The organism is Bacillus sp. 2205SS5-2, assembly GCF_037024155.1.
In the GTDB taxonomy this organism is placed as follows: domain Bacteria; phylum Bacillota; class Bacilli; order Bacillales; family Bacillaceae_K; genus Bacillus_CI.
On sequence record NZ_JAYKTS010000001.1, the window covers coordinates 46,296 to 66,756 of the forward strand.

16 protein-coding genes and 1 pseudogene are annotated in these 20,461 nt (G+C 35.7%); 12 read left to right on the forward strand and 5 right to left on the reverse strand.

The genetic code is table 11. The features are described 5' to 3' along the window. Positions 1 to 43 precede the first annotated feature (43 nt). Positions 44 to 361: pseudogene (locus U8D43_RS00225) on the forward strand (IS200/IS605 family element RNA-guided endonuclease TnpB); the annotation flags it as partial. A gap of 279 nt (positions 362 to 640) precedes the next feature. Here the strand turns inward: U8D43_RS00225 and U8D43_RS00230 are convergent. Together U8D43_RS00230 and U8D43_RS00235 are read right to left on the reverse strand one after the other, a co-directional pair. Further along, the gene (locus U8D43_RS00230) at positions 641 to 1,090 is read right to left on the reverse strand and encodes a dihydrodipicolinate synthase family protein (protein ID WP_335868927.1); all 450 of its coding nucleotides are present in this window, start codon (positions 1,088 to 1,090) and stop codon (positions 641 to 643) included. Positions 1,091 to 1,146: 56 nt separating this feature from the next. After that, positions 1,147 to 1,764 carry an FMN-binding negative transcriptional regulator gene (locus tag U8D43_RS00235; RefSeq protein ID WP_335868928.1) on the reverse strand — a complete coding sequence of 206 codons (618 nt, stop codon included), beginning with the start codon at positions 1,762 to 1,764 and terminating at the stop codon, positions 1,147 to 1,149. Positions 1,765 to 1,929: 165 nt separating this feature from the next. Here U8D43_RS00235 and pdxR point away from each other — a divergent pair, with 165 nt between their 5' ends. Together pdxR and U8D43_RS00245 are read left to right on the forward strand one after the other, a co-directional pair. Next, positions 1,930 to 3,309 carry a MocR-like pyridoxine biosynthesis transcription factor PdxR gene (gene pdxR / locus U8D43_RS00240; protein WP_335868929.1) on the forward strand — a complete coding sequence of 460 codons (1,380 nt, stop codon included), beginning with the start codon at positions 1,930 to 1,932 and terminating at the stop codon, positions 3,307 to 3,309. Positions 3,310 to 3,655: 346 nt separating this feature from the next. After that, entirely contained in the window at positions 3,656 to 3,907 is a 252-nt protein-coding gene (locus tag U8D43_RS00245; protein WP_335868930.1) for a hypothetical protein, read from the forward strand. Between the two features lie 395 nt (positions 3,908 to 4,302). Here the strand turns inward: U8D43_RS00245 and U8D43_RS00250 are convergent, their stop codons facing one another. Continuing rightward, positions 4,303 to 5,244: a metal ABC transporter solute-binding protein, Zn/Mn family gene (locus U8D43_RS00250; protein WP_335868932.1), complete on the reverse strand. Its 942-nt coding sequence runs from the start codon at positions 5,242 to 5,244 to the stop codon at positions 4,303 to 4,305. 418 nt (positions 5,245 to 5,662) lie between these two features. On the opposite strand from U8D43_RS00250, the gene U8D43_RS00255 reads away from it, so the two are divergent. Then, positions 5,663 to 5,950: a TIGR04104 family putative zinc finger protein gene (locus U8D43_RS00255; RefSeq protein ID WP_335868933.1), complete on the forward strand. Its 288-nt coding sequence runs from the start codon at positions 5,663 to 5,665 to the stop codon at positions 5,948 to 5,950. A 144-nt stretch (positions 5,951 to 6,094) separates the two neighbouring features. Here U8D43_RS00255 and U8D43_RS00260 read toward each other — a convergent pair whose 3' ends face one another. Then, positions 6,095 to 6,217: a hypothetical protein gene (locus tag U8D43_RS00260; protein ID WP_335868934.1), complete on the reverse strand. Its 123-nt coding sequence runs from the start codon at positions 6,215 to 6,217 to the stop codon at positions 6,095 to 6,097. A gap of 862 nt (positions 6,218 to 7,079) precedes the next feature. Here U8D43_RS00260 and U8D43_RS00265 point away from each other — a divergent pair. The 4 genes from U8D43_RS00265 to U8D43_RS00280 all read left to right on the forward strand — a co-directional run bounded on the left by U8D43_RS00265 (position 7,080) and on the right by U8D43_RS00280 (position 12,058). Then, positions 7,080 to 7,970 (forward strand): TetR/AcrR family transcriptional regulator, encoded by an 891-nt coding sequence (locus tag U8D43_RS00265; RefSeq protein WP_335868935.1) that lies wholly within the window; start codon positions 7,080 to 7,082, stop codon positions 7,968 to 7,970. 314 nt (positions 7,971 to 8,284) lie between these two features. Beyond that, positions 8,285 to 10,525: an AAA domain-containing protein gene (locus tag U8D43_RS00270; RefSeq protein ID WP_335868936.1), complete on the forward strand. Its 2,241-nt coding sequence runs from the start codon at positions 8,285 to 8,287 to the stop codon at positions 10,523 to 10,525. Positions 10,526 to 10,751: 226 nt separating this feature from the next. Continuing rightward, a complete protein-coding gene (locus U8D43_RS00275) occupies positions 10,752 to 10,955 on the forward strand; it encodes a hypothetical protein (protein WP_335868937.1) in 204 nt (67 codons plus the stop codon). Positions 10,956 to 11,431: 476 nt separating this feature from the next. Continuing rightward, positions 11,432 to 12,058, forward strand: coding sequence for a hypothetical protein (locus tag U8D43_RS00280; protein WP_335868938.1), 627 nt, complete (start codon positions 11,432 to 11,434; stop codon positions 12,056 to 12,058). A gap of 628 nt (positions 12,059 to 12,686) precedes the next feature. On the opposite strand, the gene U8D43_RS00285 is transcribed toward U8D43_RS00280, so the two are convergent. After that, positions 12,687 to 14,708: an IucA/IucC family protein gene (locus U8D43_RS00285; protein ID WP_335868939.1), complete on the reverse strand. Its 2,022-nt coding sequence runs from the start codon at positions 14,706 to 14,708 to the stop codon at positions 12,687 to 12,689. Positions 14,709 to 14,838: 130 nt separating this feature from the next. Here U8D43_RS00285 and U8D43_RS00290 point away from each other — a divergent pair, with 130 nt between their 5' ends. The 4 genes from U8D43_RS00290 (at position 14,839) to U8D43_RS00305 (ending at position 20,295) form a co-directional block, all read left to right on the forward strand. Further along, a complete protein-coding gene (locus U8D43_RS00290) occupies positions 14,839 to 16,026 on the forward strand; it encodes an MFS transporter (protein WP_335869131.1) in 1,188 nt (395 codons plus the stop codon). Continuing rightward, positions 16,016 to 17,881 (forward strand): IucA/IucC family protein, encoded by a 1,866-nt coding sequence (locus tag U8D43_RS00295; RefSeq protein WP_335868941.1) that lies wholly within the window; start codon positions 16,016 to 16,018, stop codon positions 17,879 to 17,881. The genes U8D43_RS00290 and U8D43_RS00295 overlap by 11 nt, the downstream gene beginning before the upstream one ends. A gap of 5 nt (positions 17,882 to 17,886) precedes the next feature. Further along, on the forward strand, positions 17,887 to 18,981 hold the full coding sequence (locus U8D43_RS00300; RefSeq protein ID WP_335869132.1) for an alanine/ornithine racemase family PLP-dependent enzyme: 1,095 nt from the start codon (positions 17,887 to 17,889) through the stop codon (positions 18,979 to 18,981). A 303-nt stretch (positions 18,982 to 19,284) separates the two neighbouring features. Then, positions 19,285 to 20,295, forward strand: a complete 1,011-nt coding sequence (locus tag U8D43_RS00305) for an ABC transporter substrate-binding protein (RefSeq protein ID WP_335868942.1) — start codon at positions 19,285 to 19,287, stop codon at positions 20,293 to 20,295. Positions 20,296 to 20,461 lie beyond the last annotated feature (166 nt).

The following is a 20,461-nucleotide window of genomic DNA, read 5'->3' on the forward strand; positions in this document are numbered from 1 at the left end:
CCCGTCTTTTTGTTTGCTAAAGCAACAAAGTGTGCGAAAAGAGCTTAAATCAAAGAGGAATCCAGTTCAATCCTTTACAACGAAATTTGTAAATGGAAATATGGCTGTTTTGGATAAGCACATTAAATTACTGAAGTTAGGTCTTGTTCGTTTTACTAAAAGTCGTGAAGTGGAAGGTAGAGTAATCCACGCAACCATTAGACGTAATCCTTCAGGTAAATACTTCATTTCAATTTTAGCTGAAACAGAAGTTGAACCACTTGAAAAGACAGGTTCAGCAATCGGTGTTGATGTTGGATTGAAAGACTTTACCACGCTTTCAGATGGAACGGTGTATGCTGATCCAAACCTCTTTCGTACATGAGAAGAAAAATTAGCAAAAGCTCAACGTATCCTTTCAAGACGACAGATTTATAAAAAAAATAGAATTTTAATGTGATCTTTCATTGTAGACATGTATTTAAAGAATGATTTAAAAATGACTAAGAATTCAAAGTCGCTAGCCATCATATTCCATAATCACGCGCTTTTGTGGAATAACTCATTTTTCTCAATACAAAAAGCCAAAAAGGACGCTCTCTTATTTTTAAAAAAGCGACCTTTTCTCCATGTGTCCGGTGATACAGTAAGATAGATTACTTCAAAATGACTGAAAAACTTTATCAATAATTTTTTTCTCCTCTACACTTAACGTTGAAAGAGGTTCCAGGCAGACACCAGCCTGTATATTTTGTTTTTCTAAGAGATATTTAATTGGGCGAAGTGTTCCCATTTCTAATATGGAGTTCATGTAAGGTGAAATTTCAGTAAAATACTTTTTCCCTTCTTCTTTACCAGATTGAACAGCTGCAACTCCTCCATATAAGCGTAAATCATTTTTTGTTTCTTTTTTCACTGCATGAAACAATGAAGCACGTTCCTCGATTGTCATAGAATGTTGTTCACCAGTACTTCCACTTATTAATAACGAAGGAACATCATGCTTTTTATAATAGTCAATTAGTGAGGGAATACCTTCTAAATAAAGCTCTCCATTTTTAGAAAAGGGAGTAATCATTGCAATACTAAATGGGACAAATGGATTTTTCATTTATCTAACTCCTTAATAATATATACGTTTAATTATAGAAAACAGTTAAACTACATTTATTTTTTTATCTTTTTCATTGCATCTGCAAGTTGATGGGATTCTAAATCTTGTTCTGCATATAAGTTGTGAATAACATTTTTATAGTCCTCTTCACTACGATTTTGACTTAGTTTATATGCAGCTTGAATTTCTTGTACTTTTATCCTGAAGCCTACAATGCCCCTTAGTTCTGCTTCTAATAAATCAGGAGAAATTTTTTCCCATAATATCGGATTTTCACGATGACTCTCATATTTATACAGCATGTTTGTAAGTGACTTTTTTAATTCATCTTGACTTAATAACTCTCCCTTTCCGTATATGTGTACAGCCTGATAGTTCCATGTAGGAACATTTTCATGACTGTACCAAGAGGATGATACGTAGGCATGCGGCCCCTGATATATAGCTAAAGCTTCTTGTGATTCCTTAAATGTTCTCCATTGCGGGTTTCCATAAGCCATGTGTCCTGTTATATAATAATCATCCTTTTCACCTTTTTCTAAAAGTAAGGGAATATGAGTAGCAATTGTTCTACCCCGTTTTGTGGTAACAATAGTACCAAATGAATTTTTTTGAATAAACTCTTCAATTTCCTTTACAGAGCTAACTTTAAAATATTTAGGAATAAACATAAAAAATCTCCTTTCACCTTACATATAAATTTTGAAATATAACAGGTAACTTCCTCGAACCTAAAACGTTTGTCATAGATATTTGATATAAAATATTGTATTATACAAACTGACATATAAAAAGGTACAATTTTTAATAAATACACATGTCAAAGAGGTATTTAAATGAAAAATATTATTTTTGCTTTCAAGGATGACTTACCTAAATACAAACAAATCTATGAGCAATTTAAATTATTAATTGAGCAAGGAAAACTGGACGCTAATGAACAATTGCCTTCTATCCGTGAATTGGCACACTCTCTTCAAGTGAGTCGAAATACGACATTAATGGCCTATGAACAACTGGTAGCTGAGGGATACATTCGAGGAGAAGGGAGGAAAGGTTATTTTATAAATGAATTAGAGACCCTTTCATTTCAAGAAAAGTTAAGTTCTCATTATAAAAAGCCACCAGAATCATTGAACCCCATTCTTATTGATTTTCGAGCAGGGGCTGTAGACCAAGAACATTTTCCTTTAAAAATTTGGCGAAGAATGTCTAATCAAGTATTAACGTTACCCGAGAGCTTTCAATATGGAGAACCTTTTGGTGAAGTATGCCTACGAGAACAAATTGCTACGTACTTGCTCCAATCTAGAGGGGTGAAAATAGATGCATATTCTATTATTATTTGCAGTAGTACCCAACAAATGCTTATTAATCTTGGATATATACTGAAAGATGATTTTCTAAGTATTATAGTGGAGAATCCAGGGTACGACGGGGCTAGAGAATCCTTTAAATTTCATCAATTTTCCTTTGAAACTTTACCCGTGCATGAAACAGGTGCTGACCTTTTACAATTAGAACTAATGAAATCGAGGTTAATCTATGTAACACCTTCTCATCACAGTCCATATGGAGTAAGTATGCCAATTCAACAACGGCATACGCTTATTCAATGGATTAACAAAATGAAAGGATATATTATTGAGGACGATTATGATAGTGAATTTCGTTATACACAACAACCATTCCCAGCTCTTGCCTCCATTGACTCAGCAAGAGTCATTTATTTAGGAAATTTCTCAAAATCCTTTCTTCCGGGAATTCGTTTAAGTTATATGGTATTACCACAGCCACTTTTAAATCGATATAAAAAGCAGTTTCTGCATTTCGAGAGTACCACTTCGATTCTTAGCCAATTCACAATGGCTAAATTTATGGAAAGTGGAGAATGGAATCGTCATATTAAACGTATGCGTCTCGTTTACAAACAAAAAATGCAACATTTAGTCTCCGAATTAAAAAAACAATTTGATCAAAATATCTCTATTATTGGCGAGCAATCCGGTCTATACTTGTTAGTCAAAGTGAACTCAGAACGTTCAGAAGAATGGTTAATTCAACAGGCTTCTCTTTATGGAGTTAAGGTGTATCCTACTTCAATCTATTTCGTTAACAACAATACTGATACCCCTATTATTAAACTTGGCTTTACTAGCCTATCTTTTGAAGATATCCAACTTGGTGTGAAGCTCTTAAAAAGGGCTTGGTCATAAAAAAACACCCCTTAATCGATGGTTATTTAACAAACGGGTAGTTTAACCGAAAATTAGCATAATATCGATAACAAAAAGGGGGAGGACCTTGAAAAAATTTAATTCTGTAGTACTGACTTGTTTACTTTTTCTTATTAGTGGTTACTATATTTCCGATTATAATAAGTTACCAATGGAGATGGTGGCTTTTAATAGTTGGCTCTTTTCGCATACTTTATTGCTGTAGGATACAAAAAAGGATGGAAACACTAATTTCATTCCTCATTCCGTGTTAAAAATGATGTGAAAAGATTCCCGAATTCAATCTTCATCACGAATTGAGAACTATTTCGAAAAGCCACAATCTTTGCGAAAACAGCCTAATAGTTTAACGAATGAAGAAATGAATAAAATTCCTGTCTCTCCTAAGGATTCTATTGTAGGTAAAGTGGTTGTAAATGAAGAACTAGCGAATCAAATAGGAGATACATACATTGGTGAAACTGTATATGTAGTAACCTTTAACCATACCGAAGACAACAATAATGGGAAATTGGTTGTTTATATTAGTAAAAACAAAGGTACAGTAATCGGAAAAGGATATGAAGAGAGAGAGTAAAGTTTATTACAGATTCGGGCGCTTTAATTGAATAATGCAAAGCTAGGGAATAAAAAATACCGACTTATCGAGAGTCGGTATGTTTTGTGCGATTTACTTTGTGAATTACCAAATATTTTATCGGTGATTACATGAGAGATTTAATATGATATTTGTCTGTATGCACTTCACAAGTAAACCCGTTATCAGTCATAGCGTGTTTTTTTACGGCTCATTTCGTATACATTGTGGCTATATCATAGATATTAAACTGATACGAAAAGCCACAATCTTTGCGAAAATAGCCTCTTTTACATAGAAATGTGAATATAGATAGGGACGAGGAAAAGATCCTACTTCAGTGTGTATTACTTCGGTAAAGTTGTAGTCGCCTCAGGCAAAATACTTCCACTGTTTTAGTGTAACGCTTTTTTTAAAGTCTCGATGTTTCTTCTCATAAGCGTGAAATAGTCATCTTGGTTTTGAACATCTTCATCTGTTAATACTGATAAGTTGTGGAGGTGAAGAGGTTTTGCCCCAATTTCATTTTGAATCACTTCCGAAATTTTGGATGAAACATTTTGTTCGAATATAACGTATTGAATATTATGTTCTTTTGCCAGTTTAATGAGCTCGGTTAGTTCTTTTTGTGAAGGCTCATTAGAAGGAGAAAGGCCTGATACAGCGATTTGCTCGATTCCATACCGTTGTTCCCAGTAACCGTATGCTGCATGAGAAACAAGGATTTCTTTCGAGTTACTTGAATCAATAGCCGCTTGAAATTCTTCATCTATTAAAAGTAATTCTGTCTTAATGCTTTCTAGGTTGGTTTCAAACGTAGTCCTTTGCTCAGGCATTAATGTGGCAAAAGCTTCGGTGATTTGTTCGGCCATTTCAATCGCAAATAATGGATCTAACCAAACATGAGGATCTTGATCGCTTTCATTCTCATGCTCACCTTCGTCGTGAGGGGAGTGAGTTTCATGCTCTTCGGTTTCTAACCTGTGAGCGGTTTCAATTAAGGTGACATCATTATCAGTTAATGAATCAGCCATTTCAGCAGCGTAGGTTTCTAGTTCGTCCGATGTATAAAGAAACACATCAGCGTCCGCAATATCTTGCATCTGTCTTAACGATGGTTCGAAGGTATGCGCATCGGCTCCAAGCGGGATGACCGACTCCACCGAAACGTATTCCCCGCCAATTTTTTCAGCAAACGATTTAAGTGGATACATGGTAGAATAAACGGTTAAGCTCCCATCAATCTTCTTAATGTTTTTTACATCCTCGCTGCTCGAACATGCACCTAGCAAGATGATAACCGATAAGAACGGCAATAAATTCAGTATTTTTTTCAATGAAAATCCTCCTATTTATAAAACGAATTAAATCCAATTGACCTTGTAAAAAGGCTGTTTTCGCAAGGATTGTGGCTTTTTGTATTAGTTATCATCTATGATATAGCTCTATTTCGGGTATCATTTCGTCTGTTTTTGATGATGAAATAGAGGATTTAGTCAAAAACCAGATGAAATAGCCACAATGAATACGAAATAAGGCTTCTGAGATAGAAAATAACCAAAAAAAATATAAAACGTAATAGTTCCGATTTAATTCTATCATGTTATAATTAGTTGTCAATCAAAAAAGCAAGCCTAATAGGATATGTGGTAAAGAGTATTATAGAATGGCAACAAACTTTTCAAAAACAGCCTGATCTAAAATAGAATAGTCAGTAGTGAAGAATGAAAATAGCGAAACAATATAGGAGGAAATATGGGAATATATCGTTGTGAAAATTGTAGACAGAAATTTACTTATTTTGAAATAATGAAAAATATTTGGGGATTGTCAAGAAAGATTACCTGTAGAGAGTGTGGAAGTAGCTATCGCTTAGCCAATAAGTCGAGATTCATCATGATGCTATTTTTTTTCTTGCCACTAGCGATATTTCGTATTAATGTCCCGGATTTAGCAATGATTTGGACGATTACAGGAATGATGACCCTTGGGATAGGTGTCTCTTTCATTATTCCATTTTTCATGAAATACGAAAGGTTATAAGAAAGATAGATTCCAACTCTAAAAAAATCAATTTCTTTTTGTTTTCTATTAATGAGAGGCTCTTTTCGTGATCTAGCTACAGTGGCTTGAGGCTCGGGTCAAATGAATAACCCTCCAGTGATGCAGGCATCACCTCCGAGTTCTTCATTTGCCTGACGCCGCAGGGCGAGCCACTTTCGCTTTTCGTGATCCAGCTACAGTGGCTTGCGGCTCGGGGTCAAATGAATAACCCTCCAGTGATGCAGGCATCACCTCCGAGTTCTTCATTTGCCTGACGCCGCAGGGCGAGCCACTTTCGCTTTTCGTGAATGATGACCGAATTAAAGCTATATCGTAGATGATCAACTGATTCGAAAAGCCACAATCTTTGCGAAAACATCCTTATGAAAAGACCGACATTATATCTTGGGTGTGAATGGGAATAATGGAATATTAACAAAGCCTGGACTAAAAAAATTTTTTAGGCTATTCCCCTAATATCGCTGTATTTCGTAGAAGGATATAAACTACTAAAAAGCAGTTAGGGTGCGCCTTTTCGTATATCCTGGTTCAGACTACCGGCTAAATAAAGGCGCGAATTGACGATCAGATTCTATAGCAGTCAGTATTATGGAAGAAAAAAATTTAATTCATCTGTGCAAATTTCATAATGTCTCTAACTAATCCATATCATGCCAACATATAGGTGAAGCCGGGTTGATTCACCTATATATTGGATCCAACTGGTGATATATAGGTATTATGAAATTGATTAATCTGAAAAAAAAAATTAAAGGTAGTAAAACTTTTGACTTCATTAAGACTAGATTGTTATCCACTTAAACAAAATGTAAAAGATCATCAGAATAAAGAGTAAAAAAATAATATTGTAGCCATTGAACTGACCGTTCGGTCGTACTATAATTAAGGTGTAGTACATAGCCAAAGGAAAATTCGGATTATAGGAGAGATTCACTGTATGGTGGAAAAAAAACGAGATATGAAATCAATTTTCAAAAAGTTGCGTCATGTCGGTTTAAAAGTGGAGTTAACTATCCCAAGAAGCAAACTCTCAAGTTATTCAACTAAGGAAAAAAACTATAAACACACGGTCTTACACTTTAGGCACTGACAAAAGGCGGTAGTCACGGTGAACGATAAAAAGCAGGTAATCCTCTCAATAGCTATGAAGTTATTCGCACAAAAAGGTTTTCATTCTACGTCTATGAAGGAAATTGCCGAAGCTTGTGGATTAGGGAAAAGCTCACTTTACAATTATTTTAACTCGAAAGATGAAATTATTATTTTCATTTTTCAGCATCATTACGGCCTGCTGTTTGATAAAATCAAACAATTAGACCAAAACACATCACTGTCACCGAAGCGTCGTTTTGTTCAGCATATCGAGATTCAACTTGAAGGTTTTTTCGTGCATAAAGATTTTATGCGGATGCAAATGCGTGAGCAAATCATTCGAGAAAATGAGGAAATACAACACTATTTGTTTAAAATAAGAGCCGAAATCTTAAATTGGAATGCCAATCGAATTCTTTCAATTTATGGTGAAAAGGTGGAGCCATTTGTGTACGACACCGCAACTCTTCTAAATGGTATGATCAAGGAATATTTATTTTATATGATTATTGATGAAAAGCCATTGGTTATTGAAGAGGTTGCTAATTTTCTTGTAAAACGAGTTGACAGCATTGTCGAGGGCTATTCAATAGCAGAAAAGCCAATCCTTCAATCTTCTTTGTTAACGGATCTGATTGAAGTGGGAATGGAAAGTCGAATCCAGGCCATTCATTCCTTACGAAAACAGTGGAAGCATGTGGAGAATGTTCTGTTAGAATCTTTGAATGAAGGCGAGCTTCTTCCGGAAGTTGAATCTGCGATAGAAACCATTCAAAGTGAGCTGAACCGCGAAAAACCAACGAAGATTGTACTCCAAAGCCTATTACTGTATTTTGGCACGATGATTAGCATGAGATTAGAAAATGAGCTTCAAAAAATGCAAGACACCATCGATAAATATTTATAACCAGACCAAGTCCTTGGTCTGGTTTTTGCATTGGTGATTCAACGGCTTGACTAATTCTTATCTTTTTCATAAAAAGCACCCCTATTTTCTTAGCATAAAGATAGGTTCTCTATAAACTCTTTTAGTAGACATGAATACGAAATCAGCTATAGAAAAAGAGGGACCATTACTGTTAGGAGAGGACACAATGTTTTCATCATTAATTAAGCGAGCGACCGGATTCATTGGCAAGCTACTACAACAAATGATATAGTAAATGAGCTCAATTCTTTCTCGAATTCAGCTTTCTTTGTGCAAAAAAGGACGTGATGAAGATGAAAACGATACTCTCTATGGTAAAAGAATGGCAAAAAGCGCTTGCTGTTGAAATTTTCCATTTAAAAAAATATGGCAGTACGAAATATCGAATTGAACATGGTCGAAGTGTGACAAGTGAGGGTTCCTATTCCTATTACTTTGATACGCCATTTGAGCTAACGATTCCGGTTGGTTCCCTGGTTCGAGTCGAATGGGGCAAAATGTCTGTATCCGCCAAAGTTCTTTCATCTGAAGGAAAAGGGATTATTCTTTCTTTTGATAGCTTTCTTGGAAATTTGATCTCTGAGGCAGTTCTAATGCATGATCCGTGGGAACTATTAGATCAATTGTCAGAGCGACTAGAAGAATGTAAGGAAAGCAAAAAAAAGCTGGCAAGAATGAAGCGATTATTAGAACCGACAATGGAAGATCAAACTCCACATGAAAAAGTGAAAAGCCCGGTACATGAATTAATACTACGAAGTAAATACAATCCAATAACATATGTATGGGGTCCTCCGGGTACAGGGAAGACCTACACATTAGCTCGAGTTGCCGCCAATAAATATTTTAAACAGCAAAAAGTACTTATTCTCTCGCATAGTAATTCAGCGGTAGATGTGCTGATGAACGAAATTGCCTCTTTTATTGAAAATAAGAAAAAGTGGCAAGAAGGGGATGTCGTTCGATACGGAAGCAGAGTGAGTTCAGCAGTAGCATCTCATGAGTCCTTATCAACAGATAAGCTCATTGAAAAACGGTTTCCAGTGCTTTTTGAAAAAAAAGAGAGTTTATCTCTGCAGCGGAGATCGTTAAAAAAGGATTTGTCTTCCTCCTTCAGTAATCGTGATACTGAGGCTCTTTTAGGTATCGAAGGAAGATATGCTTCGTTATTAGAAAAGGTGAAGCAACGGGAATCTCAGTTGGTAAAAGAAGCGAGCGTGATTGGTGTGACATTAGCTAAAGCTGCTACTGATCCACTTATTTACGAAAAGCAATATGATGTCGTTATTGTAGACGAGGCGAGTATGGCCTATGTCCCGCAAGCGGCATTCGCCGCTTCACTCGGAAAGAGGGTAATTGTGTGTGGAGATTTTAAACAATTACCACCAATTGCCTCGTCTAGACATGAACTTGTGGCTCACTGGCTTCAAGAAGATGTCTTTCATCGCTCGGGGGTCATAGAATCGCTAAATACTGGAGCCCTTCATCCACATTTATTCCTGCTAAAAGAACAAAGAAGAATGCATCCAGAGATCTCAGCCTTTACAAATTCTGAAATCTATCATTCCTTAGTAGGTGACCATGCAAGTGTCAGAGACAATCGTCAAGTCATCGCAGATCGAGCTCCGTTTTCGAGCCAAGCCTCTGTGCTCCTTGATACAAGTGGGTGTGGTCTCAATTGCATGAAAGAAAAAAATAGCCATTCGCGAATAAATATTTGGTCAGCCCTTTTGTCAGTCCAATTAGTAAAAGAGGCTTTTGACGGCGGTTCGAGATCGATTGGCTACGTCACTCCTTACCGGGCGCAAGCTCAGTTGGAGTCCCTATTGATACAGGATTTGTTAAGCAAGGAACTACTCCAAGCGGATATTATCGCGGCGACAGTTCATCGTTTCCAAGGAAGTGAACGTGAAGTAATGGTGTTTGATACCGTCGATAGTTTTCCGGAACAGCGAGCAGGCATGTTACTGATTGGGAAAAATAGCGAGCGTTTACTCAACGTTGCCATAACCCGAACAAAAGGAAAATTCATTCACGTAGCCGATACACACTTCCTCCGTGAACATGTTTACAGTCGGACGACGCTTAAGAAGCTTTATCAGCATCAAATCGAAAGAAATCAACTCGTAACAACGAGCCAAATCGGTACTTGGATTCAGCATCACCATCCTGATCTTCAGTGGATGCACGCCAAAAAACTACATCTATTAAAAGAAGATCTTCTGAATGCAACTTCTTCGATTATCATTTCAATGCCAAATGTAACCACTTTGTCTCAAGAGTTAATCCAAATCATTGAAGAAAGACGCTCACAATTGGTTGTGACCATTTTTTCAGTTGAATCTATGCAGAAGGAGGCAAGGGAGGTTGAAGGGAAAAGAAGTGTGCCCTTCCCTTACATCATCATTGACCAAAAAATTCTCTGGGTAGGCTCCTTTTTTGAAAACATGCAAAATATTCGTCCACCTTTGATTGCAGCTCGCCTTCATTCGCAAAACTTTATTCAACATTTTATGACGACAATCTTGCCGTAAAAACGGAATGGCCGTTACGTTAAAGAGTATCAGAAGAAAGTATTCTACACACAACCAAATCAATCCGAATAGGAAAAAATTAAAAGGCTGTTTTCGCAAAGTTTGTTGCTTTTCGTACCAGTCTATAAACGTTGATATAGCTTTGTTTCGGGCATCATTTCGTCTATTTTTAATTGAGATTAAAAAAGTAATTAAATCTAAAGGTTCACTCCTGGGAGGGGTAACTTTGAAAATTTACTATGGTGAACAGGGAGGTATTTTAGACAAATATGAAGAGTTTTACCCAAAGTATTCTAGGGATGATTATTATTTTGAAGGAGAGAATTTCCCTGATTATTTTGATATTGTTTGGAAGGGTGATAAAAAGGCTACAGTTAACATTATTAGTGAGAATGAAAGTGGAGAAGCTTTTGTAGCAGATACTATATAGAAATTGATATAACAAAATAAAGAGAAGAATGTAACGATTCTCTCCCCATTAGAAAGTTAATATGCGTTCATTCTTCTTCTTCTCTTATTTTAGTTAAAATAACATCTGTAAATGCTGTGGCCATATCTTTCCCTTCTTGTGGACTATATATAAAGGGCCCAAAAGCAGCTATAAACAGGACTCTTTGAGCTGAAATAATAGGCTCAAGACTATTGAATAAATTCTCAGCCTGTTCATATAGAATTTCTATACTGTTTGCAAACCTATTTTGGAGAAATAGCCTATTTTACTTGTTATGTATCCGGGAGTAAGTGAAAGAACAATATTATTGTCTTTCAAATAGATTGTCTTTATATCGATTCTGCCAGAAAAAGACGAATTTCTTGAATTAGGATTTGCCTATATTGCGTGAAAGAACCAAATGATTGAGTTGAGCTTAGCTCGAGTCACACTAGTGATGGGCGGGGAGATAGAAAATGGAAAATGCACAGTTTTTTTGGATTTTTTTGATGATTATGAGCTTGTTTAGTTTTTTTCATGGAATACGAATCATTCTTCAAAAAGGGGTGGTCGTCGAGCCTGTTTATCTTTTGGTTATTAGTTTTCTGTTTACCATCCTACAATTTTTGCTATTAATAAAAGAGTTTTACTCGATCTACCTGTATATTGCAATCATTATTTTTACGTTGATTTTCTCTTGGAAGAAAAAAGGGAAAACACTTAGCATACATAAAACTACGGAACTTGAACTCTTACAAAAACTAGAGCGACTTTTACATGAGAAGAATATTGAATATAAATTAATTCAGGAACCTTTTGAACAGCCCATCATTGAGCTGCCGGAAGAAAACGCAAAGATCAAAATAGAGTATCATGGAGAGAAAGAAAAAAAGAGCAGGTATCAATTAACCTTTCTACAGTGGTGGAGAATCTATTTTCTTGAAGAAATCATCTTCGAATTAAAAGAAGAATACCAAAGAGAACGTGTAAACGAAAATTTTTGGAAGTCTGGTATGATAGATATCTCATTTGCAACGGTTCTCCTGCTTGTGTCTGTGTATTTCTTTTCACAGTATTTGCAGATAACCAATTGGATATTCTAGATACAAAGTTATAAACTCGGCTAATAGGCGTAAGAATTTATCTAAACAGTCTGGCTGAGGAAATCCTACCTGATAAGGTGAAGTTAATCATACGACAAGGTTTGAACAAGTCTGGTGAGAATCCACCGAAATATAATGACACGGATAGAAAATGATCGAACTTTTTTATGAAAACCAACATTCATTCTACAAGAGAAAAAGCCATTTTGATTAATCTATATTCAAAATGGCTTCTTTTTGTTTGCAGTAATATAAAGGTTTGTCAAATGTTATTGATCACACTTCATTTCTTTGGACTCTTTTTTAATGGCTCTATTCGTATACTTTATTGCTATTGACACAAAGAAAAAACAGGTAGTAAGGTTTTTTTGACTGACTTCTTACTTTTCATCTAGAAATGGAGAAGTTTTCATGAGGAAAAGAGCACGAAGTCCTACAAACCAGGAAATATATTCCTATTCTAAAAGCCACAATCTTTGCGAAAACAACCTTATTAATCGAGGAATTAGAAAAAATACCAACTTAATAGAATTTGTCATATGATTCACATGTAAGAGCCCTCAGCAGTGGTCTGAACGGTCACTGCTGAGGGCTAATTTATAACATTACCAAACCACGGATAACCACTTTATTTTGATAATGGATTTTGAACTTTAACATATGTGTAGTTGTGTGCCTCTCCAAGCATTCTCATTGTTGTTACAGCTTTATAATCAATTTCTTTGTTAAAGAAATTGATTCGATCTTCAGCTACTCGCTCTTGCCAAACACCTTCTTCTTCAATACGATTAAAAACTATATTAAATCTTTCTTTGACTATGGCCCAAAGGGAATACTCATCTAGCTCTAATTCTTTGACCAGATGCAGAATCAATTCACCAAGATGATTTTGAACGACAGAATAAAATAATTTATTTCGAACCGATTTTAAATCTGTTGTTAAAATTCGTGATTTATTGTGGAATTTCGATAAATCAAATCCAGCTTTGGATAATCTTTCCGTATCAATACGAATTCCTTCCCAATCACGGATAAGGATCTTAACCGGGGTGCCATTTTTGTGAAATACCGGTACTGTATTTTGGAGGTGACCTTCTAAGCCTATCCCGTACTTTACAAGTAAAGGGACAACTCCATCGACTAAATTTTGTACGTATTGTTTTAAAAATAAATAGGCAGCTTCTTTTTGTGTTTTTAGCTGGTTTGTTTGCTGAAATCGTTGGATTAATTCAATTATCACTGATGTGTCCTGATCTGAATTAGAAGCTAAAAGAGCAGAACCGACAATTGGGATTTCATTTGGCTCAATATAATGATAAAGATTTTCTCTTATAACACACGCTAAATTCTCACTGCGATCTGTTTTTGATGGTTCATCATCCAGCTCATTGTAATAATGTAATCCACCTAATTCAATAATTGGAATAAATATTTTTTCATCAATAAGGGAATCATTTTTTAAAATATTTGCTAGTATTTGACTCATTAGTGGACCATTATGGATGGTTTGCTCGGATAATGTTCGAACCTCTCCAGTTAAATGTACATTTGTAGTTAATTTATAATGTGGTTTTAAATCTTCCATCTCCATCGGGAAAAGTGTTCTAAAGGACATACCAGCATAATAAAAGCACTTGTCATATGGAATCTCAATAATTTCCATCTTATTTAACTCCACGGAAAACATTAGCGGTATAGTATTTACCATTTGCCAAGGATGGATTGGTAGGACGTAGAAATCCCTAGCGTTTTTATCAAGTTGTCTTAATGTCTTTTCATAGGCTATTTGTAAATCCGGTTCTAGTGAAAAAATCAATTTATTCCAATTCCCCCCAATAGTAGCGGTACATGCCAACGTTTTATGTAAGGCAACAAAAGAGATTTTGACTGGATTTTGGAATTCTGATGAATACTGATAATTCTCAGAAGCAGAAAGACCTTTCCTCATTTTGGCTCCTGGATGGCAAGGGTGTCCCTCCGTAACGGATTGCTCTAAGATTGCATAGGAGTTTTGATTACTTTCCACCGTCTCTAGTAAGGAAACTGTATCCAATGATTGTTGATAATTTTTGTACGCATAGGCAAGTGCTAAATTAGCCGAACTGTTGGAAAGATCATTCTTAAACGATTCCAATGGCTCTGAATCTTCATCCCAATCCTCTTTTGATAGTATTTCAAGTACCTCCACAGGATGGGTAATCCACATTGGAATCCCTTGTTCAGATATGAGCGCAAAGGGACCAACTACTTCCACTCTTCCAAATGCAAACTGTTGGCTAATAGGGACTATTATAAAAGACCTTTGATTTTTAAAGGGAAGAATAGAAATCTTATTGAACTTATCATAGATTTCGTATTTGCTAAGTAAAAATTCTCGTACTGATAGTGGAAGGGAGGTTTCCCATTCCCAACTGCTCCTTGATTTAAGTAATTTAATTTGTTTTTTCCTCATCCCCAATATATTCTCACGAAAAATGGAGGATATTAAACGATTCATAATTCCGTTTCGACCCTTTTGGATACTAGCAGTATAGTAATCCAATAAATGCTGATTTTCTTCCTTTAAGTAGGCAATGATTTGTGCTTCTTCTTTATCATGACCATTGTTTTTTATTTTATTAGGACTTAATATCCCCGTCTGCTTACTCATTTTTCCACCTCGTATGTTTAGTTATTTACAAATGTACATCCCACTCGTATAATCTTAATTGATACTGATAATCATTTTCAATGATAACAAATATCAATAAAACTTCAATAGCACTTTAGGAGGTGATTTTATCGCTAAATGGTTTTTCGGCAGCTCTTTTTTCCTGTTTTTAGGGAATTGGATTGGTATTGTTGCGTTAAACTGGTATGTCTTTGAACAATATCAAAACCCGGTTTATTTAGGATGGGTAAACTTTGTAAGACTAATCCCGGTTTTAGGTTTAAGTCTATATGCAGGAAAGATGTGTGACATTTATTCCCGTTCTTTTTTAATAAAATTATGTGGCAGTCTCTCATTTATTTTAACTGTTGTATTAACAACGACTGTTCTTGCGTTTGATCAGCTGGAGTTTTGGGTTATTTTATCGTATGCATGTTTAAGAGGTTGTGTAAGTGCTTTTGAAACGCCAGTGCGAAATGCTATCCTTCCCATATTTTCAGCAAACACTAGTAAAAGTAAGGTGGTATCAAATTATTCGCTTGTGTTAAATATCTGCAGATCTATTGGACCAGCGATTGCAGGATTTTTACTTGGGTTTGGTTGGATTTCTTTAACCTTTGCGTTTCAGTCTTTTTGTTTATTTATTTCGTTAATTTTAAGTTTACCTATTAAGGTTCAACCAATTGAAGGAAGCTTAAGAAAAAAGAAATCCTTTGCTCTTAAGGAAGTTAAAAATTATTTTTCCAAAGACGTGACCGGTCGAAATTTGTTTCTTGCCTCCCTAATTGCAATGGTATTTGGTTTTTCGTATACAACGATCCTTCCAGTTTTAACTGATTTTTATTTTCCAGGTGAGGCGGAAGTGTTCGGTATAGCTATGACGCTTGCAGCGTTAGGAGCAATTGTCGCTACGTTAACTTTGCCAAAGATTTTAGTTCATGTTAAAGAAGAAGCCATGTGTTATATGAGCTTATTGTTCTTTGCTTTTAGCCTTCTTAGTGTACTTATTCCTATAAAGGCGTTTTTATTTATTTCTTTATTTTCTATTGGTTTGTTTGGACAATGGACTCGATCTTCCAATCGCATTTATTTTCAAAATAAGGTTCCTGAAGAAAAGAGGGGTAAGGTGTTAAGTGTAGTATTAATGGATCGTGGCATGATCCCATTAGGTGCGTTATTAATAAGTTTTCTAGTGGGCTGGAAAGGAGTTATCTTTGCTTTTGTAGTAATGGGAGTAGGAACTTCACTATCAACAATAAACTACTGGAAATTAAAAATACACAAATCGAAAAAGAGGGTGAATCGTCTTGCTAATTGAAAAAACTAATTGCACAACAAAAGCAGATACTGGAATTATGAATAGACTAGCAAACAGTATTGTGAGAGAAAATCTGTTGGGGGAAAAAGCAAAGATCTACATAGAGGGTATTCACGATCAAATGCCAAAACTCACTAATATTATCTTTTTCTATGTATTTGAAAATCAATTCGATCATTTAAAACTTTATCTACCCGTTAAAAGAATGGGAGCATTTAACAGAATCGAATTTGCACATGAATACCATTTGTTGAAAAACAACCAGTGGGAAAGGATTACAAAGGTCTCGACGTTTATCGATTTACTTACAGACAATTTTTATATGTCTATTACAAAGGAGCTAAAGAAAGAATTACTAAATAGCCGCAATAATTTAGTCGCTTCCTTTGAGGCACTTAATGGAAAAAAGAGATGGATGAAGCAGCAAATCCAGACCACATTTCATTTTTATCAATTGGAAACCCCAACTACTTGGCTTCAATGGATTGAACAAATTAAAAAAGTTCGAATTTTTGATGAATTAACTTATTCGGAAAGTATGGTAGTTGAGGGACATCCTTTACACCCATCCACCAAAACGAAGCTTGGTCTAACAGATGAAGAGGTTAAACAGTATGCACCTGAATTTGAACATGACATTCCATTACTAATTGTTCTTGTTAAGAAAAGTCTTGTAAACGAAACAAGATCTCGTTCTTGGGAGAGCCAATCATTGTTTGGCCTGCTACCTTCGATGGAAGAAACAAGCAAAGAAATTGTTCAGTCGATGGGCCAACCCTTAAATGAGTATAGTCCATTTATTGTTCATCCGTGGCAATATGAAAAAGTTTTACCGGAGCTATATAGTAATGAATTTTCCAAAAGTGATATTATAGCCGTTCCATATAAGGTACCATCCAAAGCAACATTATCATTTCGAACTATGAATCTACTTGAATTGGATTATCACGTAAAACTACCTATACGAGTACAGGCCACAAGTGCAGTTCGAACCGTTTCACCAGAGATCACCGTGGATGGCCCTCTATTGTCGGACTTATTTAATGAAATTTCCCTTCAAGATAAATATAAGTTAAGACAACTTATAATCTTAAAAGAACCATATGGTGCGTTTATCAACTCCAAGCATGACGACGAAAAGCAGACAAAAGGAAGAAATTTAGCGTTTATATTGCGCGAGAAACCAAATGTCCACCTAAAAGAGGGGGAGACCGGCTTTGTGGCAGCTAGTTTAACAGCTGAAAACCCTTATTCACAAGACCCAATTATTATTGAATTAATAAAAGAATATTTTAATGAGGACAAAATAACCTTAGAAATGGCACTAGATTATATGAAGCACTACGCTACTTGTTTGCTCGCTCCTTTGATTCATCTCTTACAAAAATACGGAATAGCTCTTGAAGGACACATGCAGAATACGATTGTCTGCATCAAGAATGGGCAGATTCACCGAATGATGATTCGTGATTTAGGAGGTATACGAATTCACAAAGAGACGTTACAAAGTCGGTTCCCAAATTTCCAAGTGAAAAATACCAGTGTTTTGACTGAGAATATAAAAGATGTTTCTCGCAAATTTCATCATGCGGTTATTCAAAATCACCTCGGTGAGTTAGTTTTTGTTCTTAGTGGATACTTAGCTATCGGAGAGTTGAAGTTTTGGGGATTAATCAGTGGAATCATCGAGGACTCTCTAGATAAGGAGTTAGTTAATTTCCCCCTTACTTATAGTGAACTTTTTTCAAAGAACATTGAAACGAAATCATTACTATCAATGCGGATTCATAACCAGGCAAAAACGTATTTATTCTCAAGTTTCCAAAATCCTTTACTGAAAGGTGAGGAACAATAGTGCAAATGTACCCTCTTTTAAAGGTTAATTTATCAAAGATCAAACATAATGCAGCCTTTATTTTAGCTAGATGTGAGGATCGTAGGATGGATGTTTATTTAGTAACAAAGGGTATCTCTGCTGATCTTCAAATTATTCAATCATTCATTGATTCTGGATATACGCTATTTGCAGATTCACGTATACAAAATATTGCTGAAATGAAGAACAAGTATCCAGATGCCGAGTACATGATGCTTCGAATTCCAGGGAAAAGTGAAGTGGAATCGATTGTAGACCTATGTGACATCAGTTTAAACTCAGAGTGGGAAACCATCCTGTCTTTAGATAAAGTTGCTGAGAAAAGAGGAAAAAAACACCGTATTATCTTAATGATTGAGTTAGGTGACTTAAGAGAAGGTGTTTCTCCCGATTCCGTATTAGAAATGGTAAAAAAAATAAATCGATTGAAAGCAATTAAGCTAGAAGGGGTCGGTGCAAACTTTGGATGTTTTGGTGGAGTGCTACCAAGTGAGACATCATTTCTGCTGTTAACGGATATTGCTCGTAACATTGAGAGGGTATTTGGAAGAAGCCTTCAGGTTATCTCTGGAGGGAATTCAAGCGCATTGCCGTTAATTTTTGAAAGAAAATCTATCGGTAGAATCAATCAGCTTCGAATCGGTGAATCTATTTATTTAGGTGTGAGTACAGTAGATGGTAATGCAATAAAAGGACTTTATCAAGATGCTTTTCAATTACAGGCAGAAATTGTAGAGATACAGGTGAAGTCTTCTGTGCCAAGAGGTACTCAGGGCACAGATGCATTTGGAGATAAGAAAATATTTCCTGATATTGGTTGGCGACTTAGAGCCATCCTTTCTTTAGGTAAACAAGACGTCGATTTTAATGATATTCATCCGATAAATCCATGTATAAAAAAACTGGGAGGTAGCAGTGACCACCTTATAGTGGACATTACGGAGGCGAAACCAATGGATGTAGGTGATAAAATATCTTTTAACCTTTCATATGGAGGCCTATTAAGAAGCATGTCGTCGGCGTATATCGCAAAACATTATACGAATGATGTGTTACTGGAAAGGCGTTTGGCCACTTAAATTGAAAATTGGGGTGGACAAAGTAAAAAAGCTATATTATTATTGAAATTGATAATCATTCTCATTAATAGTGAATATTATTATTAATTACATAAGGCTGTTTTCGCAAAGATTGTGGCTTTTCGAATATGAAGGAATCCCTTGACTTGTATGACTTCGTGCTCTTTTCCTAATGAAAAATTCTTCATTTCTAGATAAAAAGGAAGAAATCAATCGAAAAAACCATACTGCCTGTTTTTTCTTTGTGTCAAGAGCAACAATGTATACGAAAAGAGCCTTACATAATAACAAGGGGGAAAAAAGATGTTTATTAAAAAGAGAAACCTTGCAGTTTTCATCATGATGCTTTTGCTCATCGTTGCTGCACTAGTAGCTTGCGGATCAAAAGCTTCGGAGGAAGAAGCTACAGAAGCAAATGGAAAGGAAAAAATAGAAAAAAGTGAAGAAATCGTGATTCAACATGATTTAGGAGATACAACGATTCCGTTTAAACCTGAAAAAATTGTCGTACTTGAATACTCTTTTGTTGATGCCCTTGCCTCTTTAGGAATAACACCAGTCGGTATCGCTGATGATGGGGAAAAAGATAACATCATTAAGCCAATTGCTGAACAAATGGGTGACTTTACTTCTGTGGGTACACGCAAACAACCAAATCTTGAAGTGATTAGTTCTCTTAAGCCGGACTTAATTATAGCCGATACAAAACGTCATAAAGGAATTTACGAGGATCTTACAAAGATAGCACCGACAATTGTTCTTCCTAGCTTGGCTGGGAATTATGAAGATAATATTGAGGCATTCCCAGTTATAGCAAAGGCAGTTGGTCAACCAGATGAAGCTGAAAAACGATTAACAGAACATCAAGATAATATGGCATCATTTAGAGCAAAAATCCCTGCTGATGAAAATCGGACAGTTCTGCCTGCAGTAGTTACAGACACTGGGTTATTCGGACACTCGGATAAATCATACGTCGGGAGCTTATTTTTCAAATTAGGTTTTGAGCATGCGATTACCGCAGACAAGGCGAAAGATTTACCAGAGTACTTGGATTCCCCTTATCTAAAAATGAACTTAGAGCAGTTAGTGGAGTTTAATCCTGATATATTATTTTTAATGAAATCAGGGGATGGTACAGTGGATGAGGAATGGAAACAGGACCCACTATGGCAAAGCCTTTCGGCAGTGAAAAATGACCAAGTATATGAAGTAGATCGAAATAGATGGGCGAAATCTCGTGGATTAATTTCATCAGAGATTATTGCTGAAGACGCGATAAATGATTTGTTTAATGGAACATCGGTAGAATAATAGGTTGGTTAATCATTTTGAAAAGTGGGACAGGTCGTGTGCTCACTTTTTCTTTAAAAATATTTTTAAAGGGCTGTTTTCGCAAAGATTGTGGTTTTTCGAATAAGAAGAAATCCCTTGACTTGTATGACTTCGTGCTCTTTTCCTAATGAAAAATTCTTCATTT